Source organism: Bradyrhizobium sp. YCK136 (genome assembly GCF_044570075.1).
GTDB lineage: Bacteria > Pseudomonadota > Alphaproteobacteria > Rhizobiales > Xanthobacteraceae > Bradyrhizobium > Bradyrhizobium diazoefficiens.
Genome location: NZ_CP172424.1, coordinates 5,884,852 through 5,901,712, shown reverse-complemented (window position 1 = coordinate 5,901,712; position 16,861 = coordinate 5,884,852). Strand labels below are relative to the sequence as shown.

Sequence of the window (16,861 nt, the reverse complement as noted above, 5' to 3'; positions counted from 1 at the left end):
TATATCAAATATTATATCGAGAGCAGCCGCCGTGGATCGAGGTCCCCGGCATCAGTGTAAGGGGCATTTGCCTCCCGCGTCGTACCAGGCGGACAGATGGGAAACGAGATCTTCGTGAAGGCTGCATCGACCACACCGGCAACAGCGGGCGCATCCATCCGCATCAGCCGTCTGGAAAAACGCTTCGGCCCGGTTTTTGCCGTCGACGGCGTGGATCTCGATATTGCCGCCGGCGAATTCATCGCTTTGCTTGGACCTTCCGGCTCCGGCAAGACCACCATCCTGATGAGCGTTGCGGGGTTCGAGTTTCCGACAAGCGGCACCATCCAAGTGGATTCCGAAGACCTCACCTATGTGCCCTCGAACAGGCGCAACCTGGGAATGGTCTTTCAGAACTACACGCTGTTCCCGCACATGACGATCTTGGACAACGTCGCCTTTCCTCTGAAGATGCGTGGACTGCCGAAGGCCGAGCGTCATGCGCGCGCCGAAGCTGCGCTCGAAACGGTGCGTCTGGGCGGTTACGGCAACCGTCGTCCCAACGAGCTCTCCGGCGGCCAGCAGCAACGCGTGGCGCTCGCGCGTGCCATCGTCTATCAGCCGCGCGTCCTGTTGATGGACGAGCCACTCAGCGCACTCGACAAGAATCTGCGTGAGGACATGCAGCTCGAGATCAAGCGCCTGCATGCCGAGCTCGGCGTTACCGTCATCTTCGTCACTCACGATCAGAGTGAGGCCCTGACCATGGCCGACCGGATCGCCGTCCTGAAGGATGGTAAGATCAAGCAGATCGGGCCGGCACGCGAACTCTACGAGAGGCCCGCAAATCTCTTCACTGCCGGCTTCATCGGCGAGATGAATTTCGTTGACGTCACGGTCGAAAGCGTCGGCGACGTTGTCTCGGTGGGGCTGCCATGGGGTGAGACGTGGCAACTGCCGGCGACCGCGGCGGTCGATGCAGTGAAGGCCGGCGAAGCCGCGGTGATGGCCGTGAGGCCCGAGCGGCTACGGCTCGGCGCGAGTGCGGCAGGGCAAATCGTCAACGTCACGCTGAGCGACATCGTCTATGCGGGGTCAGCCATGCTCCTGATTGGCCGCCTGCCGGATGGCACCGAGGTGCGTGCGCGCATTCCGGGCGAATCGCAGCTCAGCTCCCTGGCTCCCGGAGACGTTGCGTCCTTCACCGTGCCTGCGGCGGCGATCCTGCTCTACCGAGGGAAGCGGTGATGACGAAGGAGGTGCGATCGCAGTTCTGGTACTCCGATGGCCGCAGGCTGAGCGGCCTGTCGACGCTGCTGCTGTTGCTACCGTTCTTCGCCGTCATCGCCTTCGTCTTCATCTATCCGATTGCGCAGCTCCTCCTGATCAGCTTCTTGGAGCCGCATCCGACTTTGGACAACTACGCCCGCGTCGTCGACAACCCGGTTCACGCGCGCGTCCTGATGCGCACGCTCTGGACTGCTGCGCTCGTGACAGCCCTATCCGCGGTTCTCGGCTTCCCGGTAGCCTACTATATGAGCCGGACGAAGGGGGCGCCCGCCGCCCTTGTCGCGGTCTGCGTGATCCTGCCGCTCTGGTCGAGCGTACTGGTGCGCACCGCCGCCTGGTCTTTCCTGTTCCAGCGCAATGGGCTGATCAACTCGGCGCTGATGGCCCTCGGCCTGACCTCGCAGCCGTTCAAGCTGCTCTACACCCAGAGCGCGGTGGTCATCGCCATGACTCACGTGTTGCTGCCGTTCATGATCCTACCGATCTACGGCGCCTTGCGCAGCATTCCGAACGACTATGCGCGGGCGGCCGCCGTGCTCGGCGCGACGCGCCTGCGGACCTTTCTCGAAGTCATTCTTCCATTGAGCCTGCCGGGCGTCGTTTCCGGATCGCTGCTGGTGTTTCTCACGGCGCTTGGCTTCTTCATCACGCCCGCGCTTCTCGGCTCACCGCAGGAGATGATGATCTCGACCCTCGTGTCAAAGCAGATCCGCGAGGTCCTTGACTGGCCCTTCGCCGCCGCATTGGTGGGGGGCTGACGTTCTTCGTGACCTTGCTCGCGATCGTGTTCAGCAAGACGTTGCGTTTCGACCGGCTGATGGGGAGCGCCTCGTGAAACCGCCGACCGACCGAGGTTCCCTCGTGCTGGGCGCCTATGTTTATGCTGTGCTGGCATTCATCATTGTGCCGCTCGTCATCGTCATTCCAATGTCGTTCAGCCAGAACGACTACCTGGCATTCCCGCCGACCGGTTTCACCTTGAAATGGTACGCCGAGTATTTCGACAGCAGGCAGTGGCGTGCGGCCACCTGGCTCAGCGTGCAAGTGGCGCTTCTGACGGCAGCCTGTGCTTCGCTGATCGGAACCGCAGCCACCTATGCCATGGTCCGTGGTCGCAGCCGGCTCGTGACCCTGTTCCAGATCCTCCTGATAGGGCCGATCATCGTGCCGCATATCGCGCTCGCCGTCGGTCTCTACCTGTTTTTCCAGACGATCGGTCTCTCGGGAACCGTTCCCGGCTTTGTGCTTGCACATACGGTTCTGACCCTGCCGTTCGTCGTGTTCACGATGGCGGCGGCCCTGGGCAGCGTCGACGCCAATCTCGAAGCGGCGGCGATGAGCTGCGGTGCGACGCGCTTTCAGGCCTTTCGCTTCGTGACGCTGCCGCTGGTCCTGCCGAGTCTTGCGAGCGGCGCGCTGTTTGCCTTCATCATCTCCTTCGACGAACCCGTCGTGTCGTTCTTCCTGTCCGGCATACGCCAGAAGACGCTGCCGCGTCGTATGTTCGAGGACATCGAGCAGAATCTGACACCCATAATTCCTGCGATCGCGACGCTGCTGATCGTCCTGTCCATCGCGATCTTGCTGGGAGGCCATGCACTCAGGTCCCGCAGCAAGACTCAGTCAAGCGCCGGATGAGAGCTCAAAGAGGAGAACGTCGATGTCGAAGAAGACCTGGAAGCGGACCTCAGCACTGCTTGCGCTGGCTTCCGCTCTTTCTGTAACGTTGCCGGCTGCCGCTCAGAAGCTCGAAGATCAGCTGGTGATTGCCACGACCGGTGGTCTGATGGGCAACACGCTGGCGAAATACTTCTACGAGCCCTTCAACAAGGCCAGGAATGTCGAGGTCGTCCCGGTCGCGGTCGAAGTTCCCGACCAGTGGGCGCGCGCCAAGGCAATGCAACGAACCGGCAAGATGGAGTTCGACATCGTCACGGCAACCGGTCCAGATCTGGTCGGGCGCACCGACATGCTCGAGAAGATCGACTGCGCCAAGCTGCCGAGCGTCCAGAAGTTCGGCGTCTCCGATGCCTGCCAGCCCTACGGTGTCGCTCGCACGACCGGAGGCATGCTGATCACCTACAATACCGAGGCGTTCAAGGAGAAGGCACCGAAGACCTGGGCCGATTTCTGGGACGTCAAGCAATTCCCCGGACCTCGTGGCCTGCCTGATACCGGCGACAGCGACTGGTGGGTGCCCGTGGCCGCGCTCCTCGCCGACGGCGTCAAGGCGGACCAGCTCTTTCCGCTCGATCTCAATCGCGCCTACAAGAAGCTTGACGAGATTCGTCCCAATGTCTCCGTCTGGTGGAAAACAGGCGATCAGGTGCAGCAGATCATGCGCAGCCGCGAGGTGGTCTTGGCCATGAGCTATTCGGGACGCGCGCTCGCCGTCGTGAAAGAGGGCGCTCCGGTCGCCATGTCCTGGGATCAGGCCATTCGCGACACCGGCTATATGGCTGTTCTCAAGGGCGCGCCGGACCTCAACGCGGCCATGGCCTATCTCGACTTCTTCTATGCGAGCCCCGACGCCCACGTACCGTTCATGCGGGCCGTCAACTATGCAACTGCCAGCAAGTCGGCCATCGAGTTGCTGAAGCCGGAAGAGCGCAATCTCTATGCGACCTCGCCGGAAAACTACGAAAAGCTGGTCAAACCCGATTTCGCCTGGATCGGCGAGCACCGCAACGAATTGCGCGAGCGGTGGATGGCCTGGCTGACGCGCTGAGCCGCGACAGCGTCTCCCGCGGCTTCGCGTTCGCAAGATGAGGACGGACCATGGATCACACCAGTGACCCCAGTGCGATGCGCTACGTCATCGATCCGAGCAGGCTCGATCTCGTAGAGGAATTCCGCGCGAGCCCGCTCGGTGTGCACAGTCCGGAGCTCCGCAAGCTGCTGGCGCGGATGCGATGGGGCAGGCCGGAAGGGCGACTTGTCCTGATCGTGCTCGAGCCGGGCAGGGCCTGGCGGCTGTCGTGTATCCCCAAGCGGCGGGGCGATCCCATGCCTTTCGTCGATGATCGCGTCTTCACCTCTCTCGCTGAAGCGGAGTGGCATGTTTTCAAGCTGCGTTGGCAGGAAATGACTGGCGCGACGCTGCCTGCGGAGGTTTCGGGTGATTTATAGGACGAACGAGTATCTCGGCTATCCGGACCGCATCAGCGTTCCAGCAGGCGAGACGGTCCGCTTCCAGTTGAGCAGCAAGCGGCCGAACGTGAAGGTCGAGGTGCTGCGGTTGCGCTGCGGCGATGTCGATGTCAACGGTCCGGGCTTCAAATACGAGGTGATGACGAGCAACGTCGACGGCGAGCACGCCTGTCTCGATCAGCCAATCCGGCCGGGATCCAACGCGATCGTCGAGCACGATGGCGCTCTCGCTCCGACCGGGGGACACTGGTGCTTCGGCGCCTACGTCTGTCCGACGCGCATCGCCGACAATGCCAAGGCCGTGATGGGCAATTGGTGCGAGGCCTCGGGGCGCGGCTACGCTCTCGAGCTTGATGAGGAAGGATGCCCGGTTCTGGTCCTCGGCCGGTCAACCGGAGCGTCGGCCCGTTTTACCCTCGACGCGAAACTGCGACAGCGCGTCTGGGCGTTCGTATCGGTCGCGATCGATCTCGTACGGCGATCGGCAACGCTGTCGTTGATCGTTCCGGCGAATGGCGTTCAGCCGACGGTCGCCCACGCGAAATCATTCGCTCTGCCGCTGGCGCTTGCGCTCGACTCGGGATTGCCGTTCCTGATTGCGGCCCATCATCTGAACGGGGAGCAGCAATACGCGTCTCATTTCGACGGCAAGATCGAGGCGCCGCGGATCTTCTCGCGTCCGCTGGAGGCGGAGGCGCTGCGCGTGTTCGATTGCCAGCCGCGGACAGGTGCGACCGAGGCCGGCCTTGTCGCTTTCTGGGATTTTGCGGACGGGATCTCGACGCTGTCTGTCAAGGACCTGTCGCCCAACGGTCTGCACGGCAGCCTGCGCCAGCTGCCCCGCAGGGGCGTCACCGGCTTTCATTGGTCGGGGAGCGTCCATGACTGGCGGCTCTCGCCGCGCGAATATGCGGCGATCCATTTCCACAGCGATGACATCTACGATTGCGGGTGGCAGACCACGTGCGCGCTCGATGTGCCGGCCGATTGGCGATCGGGCGTCTATGCGCTGCGGTTGACGCCTGGCGGGAATGACCCTGAGGCGAACTGCGAAAGCTATGTCACTTTCTTCGTGACCCCCGGCAGGAAGTCCAGGCGAGCCGATTTCGTCATCGTCGCTTCGGTGGCGACTTATCTGGCTTATGCCAACAGTGCATTGCGGCTCTATCAGGTTCACTTCGAGACTCTGATGGAGCACGTCCTGTGGCTGCCGCAGGACGACGTCTTTATGCAGGAGAACCCGGAGATCGGGCAATCGACCTATGATTGCCATGTCGACGGATCGGGGCGCGCCTACAGCTCCTGGCTGCGGCCCATCCTCAACATGCGCCCGCGGGGCTACTGGTTCAATCTGATCAACGACACCCACATCCTCGATTGGCTTGAGGAGAAAGGGATTTCCTACGATCTGATCACGGATGTCGAGCTCGATCGCGAAGGGGCACGGGCGCTCGCGCCTTATCGGGTCGTGATGACGCCGACCCATCCCGAATACTACAGTTTCAGCATGATGAACGCGATCATGGCGCACCAAAACGCCGGGGGGCGGCACATCTCGATGGGAGGCAATGCGTTCTACTGGCGCTGCGGCTTTCATCCGGCCGCGCCCGCGGCGCTGGAGGTCCGCCGCGGCATGGCCGGAACGCGGACCTGGGAGTCGGAGCCGGGCGAGGTTCATCTTGCCGGCACCGGCGAGCCGGGCTCGTTGTGGCGGCACTCCGGCTTTGCACCGCAGAAGCTCGTGGGCGTCGGCTTTTCGGCGATGATCAACGACACCTGCGGCTACTATTTGCGCACGGCCGAGAGCGAGGACGCGCGCGCCGCCTTCATCTTCGAGGGTGTGGACCGCGACGAGAAGCTCGGTGACTTCGGCTTTCGCTACAATGGTGCGGTCGGTAGCGAGATCGACCGCTACGATCTCGATCTGGGAACGCCGCGGCACGCGTTACGGATTGCGACCTCCGAAGGTCTGGGGGCAGGCGCGCTCCCGACGCCGGAAGAGTTTCGTACCGTGGTTGACGGGCTTGACGGCACCCAGAACGCCTTGGTCCGCGCCGACATGGTGTTCTTCGAAACCGCCAATGGCGGTGCGGTATTTGCCACTGGCTCGATCACCTATGGCATGTCGCTGGGCCACAACAACTACGACAACAACATCAGCGCTATCACCCTGAATGTCGTGACACGGTTCCTTGATCCGGCGCCGTTCGTCATCCCCGCCCAGGCTTAGGGCACGGACACGGCTTCGATCAGAAGAGATCTCCCATGACTGACAAGCGCCATTTCCAATCTCCGGAACTGGGAGCCAAAACGTCGGGCCGCGAAAGGTGCGCCCGATGCATGCGGACGAGCATTGGGGTAGCCAGCCCTGGTACGAAGCGCCGCGCGAAGACCCCGAAGTGCCGGAGGTGTACACCTATACCGACGCGATGTCTTACGATCCGGGAGGGGAGGTTGCCTTCCATTCCAGCGCGACGGCGAAGACCTGGCGGTTGCAGGTCTATCGCGATGGCCTTGAGCCGGAAATGGTGCATGAGGTCGATGCACTGGACGGTGTGTTCGCACCCACGCCACCGGACGCCTACCGCAATGGATGTAACTGGCCGGTCACGCACCGGTGGAGATTGCCGTCCGATCTGCGCTCCGGGTTCTATCGCGTGATCTCGTCCTGCGAGCGGGCGAATGGCGGCCGATTCGTCCAGCATCACTTTTTCGTCGTGCGCCCAGTGGAAAGGACACGGCGTGCGAAGATCCTGATGATCCTGCCGACGGGTACCTGGACTGCCTACAACGATTTCGGTGGTGCCAATCACTACTTCGGCGTCGAAGGTCCGGGCCGGGACGAGCCGTCGCCGGTGTTGTCGCTCGAGCGACCATGGACCCGCGGCATGGTCTGGCTCCCCGCAGGTGCGCCCCGCATCTGCGCCGATCCTGCGCCCGAGATGGGCGATGCCCCGCGCTATCCGATGAAGGAGTGGGCCTTTGCCAATGGCTTTGGCCAGTATTACGCGGCGGCTGGCTGGGCCCAGTACGATCGTCATTTCGTGTTGTGGGCGGAGAAGGAAGGCTATGCCCTCGACATGATCACCCAGACCGATCTCCACTACAAGCCTGAATTGCTCGACGGCTATCCTTGCGTGACGATCATCGGCCATGACGAGTACTGGACATGGGAGATGCGTGAGGCGATCGAGCGCTATGTGGAAAGCGGCGGACGGCTCGCGCGTTTCGGTGCCAACTTCCTGTGGCAGATACGGCTTGAAGAGGATGGCAAGCGGCAGGTCTGCCACAAGTTCAAGGCGATCCACAAGGATCCCATCGCCGGCACGGGCAGGACGCATCTCATGACGTCGGCCTGGGAAGACCGTAACGTGCGTTGGCCCGGCGCCTCGACAGTGGGTGTGAACGGCGCACACGGCCTCTATGCGTCCTGGGGAGGTTTTGCACCGAACGGCCAAAAGGGCTTTACGGTCTATCGCCCCGAACATTGGGCCTTCGCCGGCACCGGGCTGCACTATGCCGACATCTTCGGCGACAAGCAGCACATCTTTGCCTACGAGGTCGACGGACTCGACTACACTTTCCGCAACGGCCGTCCGTTTCCCGTTCCCGCCGACGGGCAGCCCGAGACCATCGAGATATTGGCCATGGCACCTGCCGTCCTCGCCGAGGACGAGCCGCAAGGCGAGGGCTTTCGCTACTACGTGCGCAGCAGCGATCACGAGGGCCTGGTGGAATGTCTTACCGGCGAAATCACGCCGGAGGGACTTGCCCGCTACAAATACGGATCGGGCATGATGGTGCACATGACCCGTGGCAAGGGCGAGGTTCTGACCGCTGCGACCTGCGAATGGGTGATGGGGCTAAAGCGCGGCGACCCGTTCACGCAGCGGATCACCCGAAACATTCTCGACCGGTTCACGTCGTCGACGCCTGCTGTGCCGCGAGAGGAGAGGGCGTGATCGGGCAAGCCACGCGTGAACGACAGCCGGCGCCACGCACAACCGACATCGCGGAGTTTGAACCCATCGCGCGATCATCGGCGCTGTGAAGGAGGCGCGAAAGATGCGCCGCTGAGGTCAATCCTCCCCAGGCGTCATGTTGCGGGTGCCGCCATGCTTTTCCAGGAGCCGCACGAGGTTTTGGCCGCCCTCCATCATGTCGGCCTGGATCGCTTCCCGCACCTTATCGGGACGGCGTTGTCGCAAATAGTTGAGCACGGACAAGTGCTGATGCTCGTTCGGATAAATCGGTGGCGCGTGCGGATAGTGAAAATTCAGCAAGGGACCGTTGCGCATCCAGATATCGTCGAGAATGGCAAGCACCTCGGGAAGTCCAGATCCATCGTACAGGCCGCGATGGAATTGCCAGTTGGCGCGAACCGCGTCCGACCACCGGCGCTCTTTTTCGGCGCTGATCAACTCGTGATGGATTGCTTCCATCTTGTCGATGCCTGCTTCGGAAATGCGCGTCGTGGCGTGCTCCGCGGCGAGGCCTTCGAGAAACAGCCTCACGGTCCTGAGCTCGATATACTGCTTGGCTGTCATGTGAGCGACCATGATCGAACGGCCAGCCTGCATCTCGAGGGCGCGCCCGCGCACGAGTTGCATCAATGCCTCGCGAATGGGTGTCTCCGACACGTTCATCGTCGCAGCGAGCTCGCGGATCTTGAAGCGGTGGCCCGGCCAGAACCGGCCCTCCATCAGCGCCTGTCGCAGGTTGTTGTAGACAAGGCTTGTCAGGCTATCGCGGGCGACGGGACCAACTCCGCTCTCGCCAGGCTTCTGTTCCACGTCAGTCATTTCGGTCCCTCGCAACGGTTTGGCCGTTTGTGCCAACCCCGCCACCGCTCGAATCCACTTTATATATAATATAGGCAAGCAGATTTGCCGAAATCATTGCCGCCGGCGCCGATTCCGCCGAAAGGAGGTCACTCCTTGTGGTCGGGTTGCTCCACATCGGCATAGGGAGACAGCCACTTGCAATTCACTTTATAATATATGATATATCATCTTAGAGTTGGAGAGGGCCGTCATGCCGGGATTGAACCGAACAAGGGACACCACGCTGCGCGCACGCGCGGAGAAGGTCGTGCCGGGCGGGATGTGGGGGCACCTCCACGCGGCCAAGCTGCCGGACGGTTATCCGCAATTCTTCCGGCGCGGCGAGGGCGGGGTGCTCTGGGATGTGGACGGTAACCGGTACGTGGATTTCATGTGCAGTTGGGGACCCAATCTGCTCGGCCACCATCATCCCGAAGTGGAGGAGGCTGCCGAGCGTCAGCGCCGTGAGGGGGATTGTCTGAACGGCCCGGCGGAAGTCATGGTCGAGCTGGCCGAGCTCGTCGTGGATATGGTGGGTCACGCCGACTGGACGCAATTCCAGAAGAACGGCACCGACGCGACTACGACCTGCGTCACCATCGCGAGGGCAGCAACGGGCCGGCGAAAGATTTTGGTCGCCAAGGGCGCCTATCATGGTGCTGTGCCGTGGTGCTCCCCGTCGTTGCTCGGTGTGACTGCAGAGGATCGCGCCCATGTCGCATATTTCACTTTCAATGATGTCGAGAGTCTCGAGGTGGCGGCAAAGGCGGCCGGCGACGATCTCGCCGGCATCCTGATCTCGGCATACCGCCACGATCTCGGGCTCGACCAGGAACTTCCCACCGTGGAGTTCGCGCATGCGGCACGCCGCATCTGCGACGACAGAGGGGCTGCGCTGATCATTGATGAAGTCCGCGCAGGCTTGCGCCTGAACGCTGCCGGGAGCTGGGAAGGGCTTGGTGTCCGCCCCGACCTGTCCGCCTGGAGCAAGGCGATCGCCAACGGCTATGCCCTGGCGGCTGTCACCGGAGCCAATTGGCTCCGCGGTGCCGCGTCCCAGGTCTTTGTCACCGGGTCATTCTGGGCCGGCGCTGTCGCGATGGCTGCCGCCGTGGCGACGTTGAAGATCGTGCGCAGGGACAATGTGCCGAGCCGTCTTGCACAGCTCGGGCAAATGCTGCGTGAGGGCCTTGAGACACGTTCGCGCCAGTTCGGCGTGTCAATTCGCCAATCGGGGCCTGCGCAGATGCCGACTCTCCTGTTCGACCAGGATCCGGCTTACCGGAAGGGTTCGGCCTTCTGCAGCGCGATGTTGGGGCGAGGCGTTTACTTCCATCCCAAGCACAACATGTTCCTCTGCGCCGCGCACACCGAGGCGGACATCGCCGAGGCGCTCCAAGCCGCCGAACATGGCTTTGCTGTGGTAGCAGGGCTGTGATTCCTTGCTCTGCTTGCCGTTTCCATGTTTAGTCAGCCGTGCCGATGCGGGCCTTTAAGGCCATCCTCGCCTATTCGGATCGGGTGTTCGATCAGCTCCCGTTGGCTCCGGAATAATCTGCTTCAAGCCAGATTGGTCGGTGCAGAATCATCGGACCTGCGCCCAAATGGCGTCAGGGCCAGACTTGGAAGCTTATTGACGGCACCGCTAATGCCGATCCGGCTTCTGTAGATTCTCGTCCCGCACGGATGTGTTCATTGGCGAGCTCGATACCGGATACCTCGGTAGCTCCGCGCGGCTGGCAGTCATCAAGCGAGCGCCGCTACTGCTTTCGTGTGGGTTCTGGCCAGTATTTCCCTAGTTCGACGAAACGCTTGCGGCGGCGTTGCTGACCGCGGCGGCCGACGAGCGACGCGAAAAATCTGCACTCCAGGAGGCGATCCGGTTACTGCTCGGTGAGCGCGATATCTTCGGCGCCTACGACAAGGAGACTCTGGAGGACGCCTCTGACCGATCACTTCGGCAGAGTGCTCACGACGTGACCCAGACATTGTCGACCTCAAGGCTGATCGACATTGGCGTCCTCAGGGCAGATGCCATTCGTACGGAGACAGTAGGCAACCTGGCGGACCTAAGAACTCCATACTCTCCGATTCTATCAACTCTCTATGCAACAGAAAAATTCATAAGATGGAACTTCTAGCGTGTCACCCTTTGCCGTACTCATCGCCGGCTGGTTCGGCGTCGCGCCTGACGCCGTCCGGATGATCACGGACGGCGTCAACAAAACTCTTCGCGTCGTGAGCGATCATGATGACGTATTCGCACGCTTCTCGCCTACCTCCTTGCACAGTCGTGAAGCCCTTGAAAGCGCAACGCTCCGACACAGATTGGTCTTATAGAGGTCTATTGCTCAAATGCCTTCTTCGATTTTGCGCCATCGCGCCCCAATCGTGATCCGATAGCAGCAACGGTTGTTTCTTTCCTTGATCTATTGGAGTCGAATCCAGCATCGATCACATTCCTCGTTTCCGAGGCAAGTGCCGAGGTGGCAGGCTTTTCGGTCGCGCGAATAACAGTCCGTCGGGTCTGGGAGATCCAGATCGGTGCGCATGCTGCGCAAAGAAATCGTGGGATCGGAGGCGCATTAATGAGCTGGGGATCGTCAAAGCGCCTTTGGAAGTTTTCCAAACGCAGGCCAACTGGCTCGAGTCGTCAATGATCGAGGCATTCTAAGTCGCACCGCACGCATTTGCGTTGCGGTGACGATAGCGTCTCACTAGAGAAGCGATGCAGATAGTGAGCAATCGGACGTTGCCGATATAAACGCAGGCAACTGATCTGAATGCGAGTCCGCGGAGGAGCTGAATCACAAGCGATAAGCGTCGGCCGCGCGCGGACGCGGCGAGCCGATCTTGGATCCATGATCGTTGCAGGTCGAGCGTGGAGCCATTTCACGTTGGGCGACGTGTTGCTGTTGAGGGACTTTCTGGAAATGCGACGTGCAGTTGAGGTTGGGACGGCAGCTCGCTTTGGTGCGACACTGCTAGGTGGAGTGATGTTGCTGGCGTGGTTCGAATCGCCCGCTCAATCCAAAACCTCGCAAGGCGCCAACTCGCTTCCACCCGTTACTGTCGATGCTCCAACGCAACAGACGATCCATCGCACGCCGAGCAAACGAGATGCGTCTCGGGTTCGATCAACTTCACGGCGCGTCACGGCGCCTGGTGCCCTGCAAGCCGAAGCTGTCGCTGCGCAGTCGCAGCCGTCGCGGTCGGGTGTCGTGCCCGCCTACGCAGGCGGCCAGGTCGCTCAAGGCGCGCGACTAGGACTGCTCGGAAACACCGGCACGATGAAGTCACCGTTCAACGTAACGAGTTACACGGACAAATTCATTCGCGATCAGCAGGCAGCGACGGGGGCGGACGCCTTGATCCTCGATCTTTCCGTACGAAGTTCCCATCCAACGGGCGGTGTGCTCGATTCGTTTTACATCCGTGGCTTCCCGGTCAACGAAGGCAATAACGGTGAATTTGCCTTCGAGGGCCTGTACGGGATCGCGCCGACATACCGCATCTTTACGGATTACGTCGAGCGCATCGAAGTGCTCAAGGGTCCCTCAGCCGCGCTCTCGGGCATCGCGCCCAATGGCGGCGTCGGCGGCGTTATCAATGTCGTGCCTAAACGCGCGGGAGAGGATTTGACGCGCTTCATCGTGGATTACGGCTCGGCTGCACGGTTTGGCGGTCACTGGGATGTTGCGAGGCGTTACGGCGACAGCAAGGAATGGGGCGTACGCGCCAGCGTTAGCCTGCGCGACGGCGACACGCCCATCGATCGCCAGTCCGAAACGACCGGGGTCGGGTCGCTGGCCCTCGACTATCAGGGCGAACGGTACAGGTCCTGGCTCTACCTCATCGCCCAGACCGATCGGTTCGATGCTCCGTCACGTCCGTTCCTTATGGCTGCCGGCGTGCCGGTGCCAAAGGCGCCGGACGGCCGGCTGAACGTGACGCAGCCCTGGGAATGGTCGCGCATCAACGACCAATCGGTCTTGTGGCGCAACGAATACGATGTAACCGATCAGGTTACGCTGTTCGCCGACGTGGGCGGCTCGCGGACCAATGTCGAGCGATTCTTCGGTCTTCCGACGATCACCAACACCAGGGGCGACACGACCTCGACGCCCCAATTCTTCGGGCTCAGCATCGATCGACATACATATGATGGCGGCGTCCGGGCCCGCTTCGATACCGGGTTCGTTCGTCATGCCGTCACCTTCCAGGCCTCGGTCTATCACGACGAACTGTACCGGCGGCTTACCAATGGCACGCTGGTTACGTCGAACATCTATAGTCCGACAGTCGCGCCAACTCAGTTCGCAAACGAGATCGCAGGACGCCCTCGGCTTTCGGACAGTCAGCTCACAGGGCTATCGATTGCCGACACCTTGTCCGTTCTCGACGAGCGTGTCCTGTTGACGTTGGGTGTCCGGCGCCAGGGCGTCGAGGCGAACAACTATGTTTCCAATGTCGGAACGCTGGCGAACTCCTACGACAAGAGCGCGACCACTCCCGTGGTCGGCCTCGTCGTCCGGCCCCGAGACAACGTCTCCCTGTATGCAAACTACATCGAAGGTCTAAGCAAGGGCGATATAGCGCCGCAGCAGACGGGTGTTTCCAATGGCGGCGAGATACTCCCGCCCTACATCGCCAAACAGTACGAGGCCGGCGTCAAGGTGGATTTCGGGCGGGTCGCAACCACCTTCAGCGCCTTCGAAATATCGAAGGCGAGCGGCGAAACGTTGGCCGGGCGCTTCGGGGCGACTGCCGAAACGCAGGTGCGCGGGCTCGAATTCAACGTCTTCGGCGAGCTCAGGCCCGATGTTCGCGTCCTCGGGGGCGTTTCGCTGCTGGATGGTACCCTGACGAAGTCCGCCATCACGTCACGTGTGGGCAATACGCCGATCGGCGTTCCGAACGTGCAGGCCAATGTCGGAGCCGAGTGGGATCTCCCGTGGGCGAGAGGGCTCACCTTGAATGGCGCCGTCATCTATACAGGCCGGCAGTTCGTCGATGCGGACAACAAGCAGCCGATCCCGGATTGGACGCGGCTCGATCTCGGCGCCCGCTACACGACGGCGATCAACGGCAGGAAGACGGTGTTCCGCGCGAACATCCAGAACGTGACCGGTACGACTTATTGGTCCAGCGTGGCCTCATTCGGAACGTTCTTCCTGGGAGCACCGCGCACGTATCTGCTGTCGATGACCGTCGACATGTAATCGCTGCTCTCACAGAGCGGTGAGACGCTTCGGATCCTGCTGACAAAAAGCAGGCTGGCCGATGTGCAAGTGTGCCTTCTTCCGCCAACGTGCTCTGTCCCGACCGAAGAGGTAGATCCCGACAGGGTAGCGGAGCTCCACGCGCAAATTCGAAGGACGCCCTGTGCGTGATGGACAGTCTTCACCGGCTAACAGTCGCGCACCGTCTGCGACTGCCGCTGGTGCCAGTGGTTCTCTTGGACCTACCAGTCGGGCACGGGAACGCCTGCGGGCGATGAGGTCGGCGATCCGGGCGGCGGACCAAGATCACCGTCCGGTCACTGGTCCGCGGAGCGTTGCCGACATCCGCGATGAACTTCCGACTGTGAAGGACCGAAAGCGGGTTTGAAGATGTAATTTCGGCGCAGTGTCGGCAACCGGATTAGATGATGCGTGGGAGAACGTCGGTGCGCCGGTCCTTGTCGAAATAGCGGTGCTTCAACGCACCGGCGACGTGCAATATGACCAGAGCCAGCAGGCTGTAGGCGAGGGTCTTGTGCAAAAACTGGAACAGTCTGAATCGATCATCATCCTTCGGCAGAAGTTCAGGAAGGTGGATGCCGAAGAAGACACCCCGTCGCTGTCGGTGAAAGAGCTGGACATCGCATAGCCCATTAGCGGGACAAGCAGCAGCAGCGCGTACATCGCGACGTGCACGGCCTGCGACAGGAGTCTCTCCTGGGCGGGGAGCGGCGCCGGTCCGGGCAGGCGTGACATCGCGCGGATCGCAAGCTGCGCAAGAACGATCAGGAACACCAGCACGCCGAAGGATTTGTGCCAGGGATAAAGCAGGGTGAATTTCTCCGTGACGGTATCAGCCAGCACGGTCATCATCCAGCCGGCCGCGATGAGGCCCAAGGTCAGCAGGGCGCGCACCCAGTGCAGGATCCGCAGTGCCGCCGGATACTTATCGTTCGTTGGGGCAACGTCGTGAATCATGCTTTAGGCTCCTTGCCGGGAACGGTCTAGAATGCAGATGTGGACGGCCCCCCACTTGTCAGGATTGTAGCAGACTTTTGGCCAGATCGCTTGCTATCAGATGTCCGGCCTGTTTGCGCGGACAAAGCCCGCTGGCCGAGATGGTGTTCGCTACGCGCGCTCCAAGCACATGGGCGACATTCTTGTTGCCAGTGTAATCTTCGGAAGCTCGCGCGTATCGACCGATCGGTCCTTCCATCTACTGCGTCCTGCAAGTTCGTGGGCAATCCGCCGAGCAACCTGCTCGCGGGCCGATTTCAGATCAAGTCGGCATGACGGCTACCGGCTGCTTGTACACGCCGCCCGATATCATCAAGCGCCAAGCGATGCGGGCAAACTTGTTGGCCAAGGCCACCGCGACCAACTTTGGCGGCTTTCGCTCGAGCAGCGAAGCGAGCCATGGTGTGGGCTTATGACGGCCCTTTCGAATATGCCTCAGCAGTGCGGTCGCACCGACGATCAACGTCGATCGCAGTATAGAATCTCCAGCCTTTGTAATGCCGCCAAGCCTTTGCCGGCCGCCAGTTGAATGATCCTTAGGTGTCAGCCCGAGCCACGCCGCAAAGTCGCGACCCGATCTGAAGGTCTCGGGCGGCGGCGCTTTCATGCTTAGCATGGACGACCCAATCGGACCGACGCCGGGAATCGTCGCGATCCGCCTGCTGACATCATCGTCGCGGTGCCACCTCATCAGCTTGGCTTCGATCTTTGCCAGGCGGGCTTCGACCGCGGCATATTCCTCTGCTTGGAGTCGGAAGAGATCCTTTGCCATTTCCGGCAAGCTGTCATCCTCGAGTACCCGTTTGATAAGTTGCGCGACATTCTGCCGACCGGCGGGGCCGACGATGCCAAATTCAGCCGCATAGCTCCTGAAAGCATTGGAAAGCTGCGACTTCACGCTGACCAGGCGTTCCCGCACAGTCATTAACATGCAGGCCGCCTGCCGTTCCCTCGATTTGATCGGTACAAACCGCATACTCGGCCGGGTGACCGCCTCGCACAGCGCTTCGGCATCGGCCGCGTCGTTCTTGCCGCGCTTCACGTAAGCCTTCACGTACTGAGGGGGGATCAGCTTCACCTCGTGACCGAACGACTGCAGCAGGCGCGCCCAATGATGCGAGCTGCCGCAGGACTCGATGGCGACGAGAACCGGTGGAAGCCGCTCGAAGTAGCGGATCATCTCGGCTCGCCGGAACTGGCGGCGGACCACCACCACCTCATTCTCATCAACACCATGAAGCTGGAAAACCGACTTGGAAGTGTCCATACCGATGCGAACAGGAAGATTCATCAGACTTTCCTCTCATCTAGTTGTGACGCTGACAGCGCCATAGAACCGTGGGGATGAGAGGCCGTCCACACCAGCACATCGGGCAACGG

At 61.5% G+C, this 16,861-nt stretch carries 11 protein-coding genes and 1 pseudogene; 9 read left to right on the top strand and 3 right to left on the bottom strand.

Annotated elements, in window-relative coordinates:
* The first annotated feature begins 96 nt into the window (after positions 1-96).
* From ACFLEY_RS28665 to ACFLEY_RS28635, 7 genes and pseudogenes are all read left to right on the top strand, one after another.
* On the top strand, positions 97-1,227 hold the full coding sequence (locus ACFLEY_RS28665) for an ABC transporter ATP-binding protein (protein WP_060911441.1): 1,131 nt from the start codon (positions 97-99) through the stop codon (positions 1,225-1,227).
* Positions 1,227-2,104, top strand: a pseudogene (locus ACFLEY_RS28660) (ABC transporter permease). The gene ACFLEY_RS28665 and the pseudogene ACFLEY_RS28660 overlap by 1 nt, the downstream one beginning before the upstream one ends.
* Positions 2,101-2,907 carry an ABC transporter permease gene (locus ACFLEY_RS28655; protein ID WP_011086328.1) on the top strand — a complete coding sequence of 269 codons (807 nt, stop codon included), beginning with the start codon at positions 2,101-2,103 and terminating at the stop codon, positions 2,905-2,907. The pseudogene ACFLEY_RS28660 and the gene ACFLEY_RS28655 overlap by 4 nt, the downstream one beginning before the upstream one ends.
* 22 nt (positions 2,908-2,929) lie before the next feature.
* Positions 2,930-3,997, top strand: coding sequence for an extracellular solute-binding protein (locus ACFLEY_RS28650; RefSeq protein WP_028171909.1), 1,068 nt, complete (start codon positions 2,930-2,932; stop codon positions 3,995-3,997).
* Positions 3,998-4,047: 50 nt separating this feature from the next.
* Positions 4,048-4,398 (top strand): hypothetical protein, encoded by a 351-nt coding sequence (locus tag ACFLEY_RS28645; protein ID WP_028171908.1) that lies wholly within the window; start codon positions 4,048-4,050, stop codon positions 4,396-4,398.
* A complete protein-coding gene (locus ACFLEY_RS28640; protein WP_211434088.1) occupies positions 4,388-6,649 on the top strand; it encodes a N,N-dimethylformamidase beta subunit family domain-containing protein in 2,262 nt (753 codons plus the stop codon). Before ACFLEY_RS28645 ends, ACFLEY_RS28640 begins: the two co-directional genes overlap by 11 nt.
* 106 nt (positions 6,650-6,755) lie before the next feature.
* Complete coding sequence (locus ACFLEY_RS28635; RefSeq protein ID WP_249163261.1) at positions 6,756-8,381, top strand: N,N-dimethylformamidase beta subunit family domain-containing protein; 1,626 nt, start codon at positions 6,756-6,758, stop codon at positions 8,379-8,381.
* Between the two features lie 117 nt (positions 8,382-8,498).
* Here ACFLEY_RS28635 and ACFLEY_RS28630 read toward each other — a convergent pair whose 3' ends face one another.
* Positions 8,499-9,221: a GntR family transcriptional regulator gene (locus ACFLEY_RS28630; RefSeq protein WP_060911444.1), complete on the bottom strand. Its 723-nt coding sequence runs from the start codon at positions 9,219-9,221 to the stop codon at positions 8,499-8,501.
* A 232-nt stretch (positions 9,222-9,453) separates the two neighbouring features.
* On the opposite strand from ACFLEY_RS28630, the gene ACFLEY_RS28625 reads away from it, so the two are divergent.
* Together ACFLEY_RS28625 and ACFLEY_RS28620 are read left to right on the top strand one after the other, a co-directional pair.
* Complete coding sequence (locus ACFLEY_RS28625; RefSeq protein WP_211434087.1) at positions 9,454-10,680, top strand: aminotransferase class III-fold pyridoxal phosphate-dependent enzyme; 1,227 nt, start codon at positions 9,454-9,456, stop codon at positions 10,678-10,680.
* Positions 10,681-12,103: 1,423 nt separating this feature from the next.
* Positions 12,104-14,464, top strand: coding sequence for a TonB-dependent siderophore receptor (locus tag ACFLEY_RS28620; RefSeq protein ID WP_060911446.1), 2,361 nt, complete (start codon positions 12,104-12,106; stop codon positions 14,462-14,464).
* A gap of 477 nt (positions 14,465-14,941) precedes the next feature.
* Here ACFLEY_RS28620 and ACFLEY_RS28615 read toward each other — a convergent pair whose 3' ends face one another.
* Both ACFLEY_RS28615 and ACFLEY_RS28610 read right to left on the bottom strand, forming a co-directional pair.
* Positions 14,942-15,442: a cytochrome b gene (locus ACFLEY_RS28615; protein WP_396604267.1), complete on the bottom strand. Its 501-nt coding sequence runs from the start codon at positions 15,440-15,442 to the stop codon at positions 14,942-14,944.
* Between the two features lie 301 nt (positions 15,443-15,743).
* The gene (locus ACFLEY_RS28610) at positions 15,744-16,772 is read right to left on the bottom strand and encodes an IS110 family transposase (protein WP_060908347.1); all 1,029 of its coding nucleotides are present in this window, start codon (positions 16,770-16,772) and stop codon (positions 15,744-15,746) included.
* Between the last annotated feature and the right edge of the window lie 89 nt (positions 16,773-16,861).

What these genes read in the sequence shown, in the direction of transcription:
- ACFLEY_RS28665 (WP_060911441.1), top strand. Translation starts at nt 97, where the DNA reads ATGGGAAACGAGATCTTCGTGAAGGCTGCATCGACCACACCGGCAACA.
- ACFLEY_RS28650 (WP_028171909.1), top strand. Translation starts at nt 2,930, where the DNA reads ATGTCGAAGAAGACCTGGAAGCGGACCTCAGCACTGCTTGCGCTGGCT.
- ACFLEY_RS28645 (WP_028171908.1), top strand. Translation starts at nt 4,048, where the DNA reads ATGGATCACACCAGTGACCCCAGTGCGATGCGCTACGTCATCGATCCG.
- ACFLEY_RS28635 (WP_249163261.1), top strand. Translation starts at nt 6,756, where the DNA reads ATGCATGCGGACGAGCATTGGGGTAGCCAGCCCTGGTACGAAGCGCCG.
- ACFLEY_RS28630 (WP_060911444.1), bottom strand. Translation starts at nt 9,221, where the DNA reads ATGACTGACGTGGAACAGAAGCCTGGCGAGAGCGGAGTTGGTCCCGTC.
- ACFLEY_RS28625 (WP_211434087.1), top strand. Translation starts at nt 9,454, where the DNA reads ATGCCGGGATTGAACCGAACAAGGGACACCACGCTGCGCGCACGCGCG.
- ACFLEY_RS28620 (WP_060911446.1), top strand. Translation starts at nt 12,104, where the DNA reads ATGATCGTTGCAGGTCGAGCGTGGAGCCATTTCACGTTGGGCGACGTG.
- ACFLEY_RS28615 (WP_396604267.1), bottom strand. Translation starts at nt 15,442, where the DNA reads ATGATTCACGACGTTGCCCCAACGAACGATAAGTATCCGGCGGCACTG.
- ACFLEY_RS28610 (WP_060908347.1), bottom strand. Translation starts at nt 16,772, where the DNA reads ATGAATCTTCCTGTTCGCATCGGTATGGACACTTCCAAGTCGGTTTTC.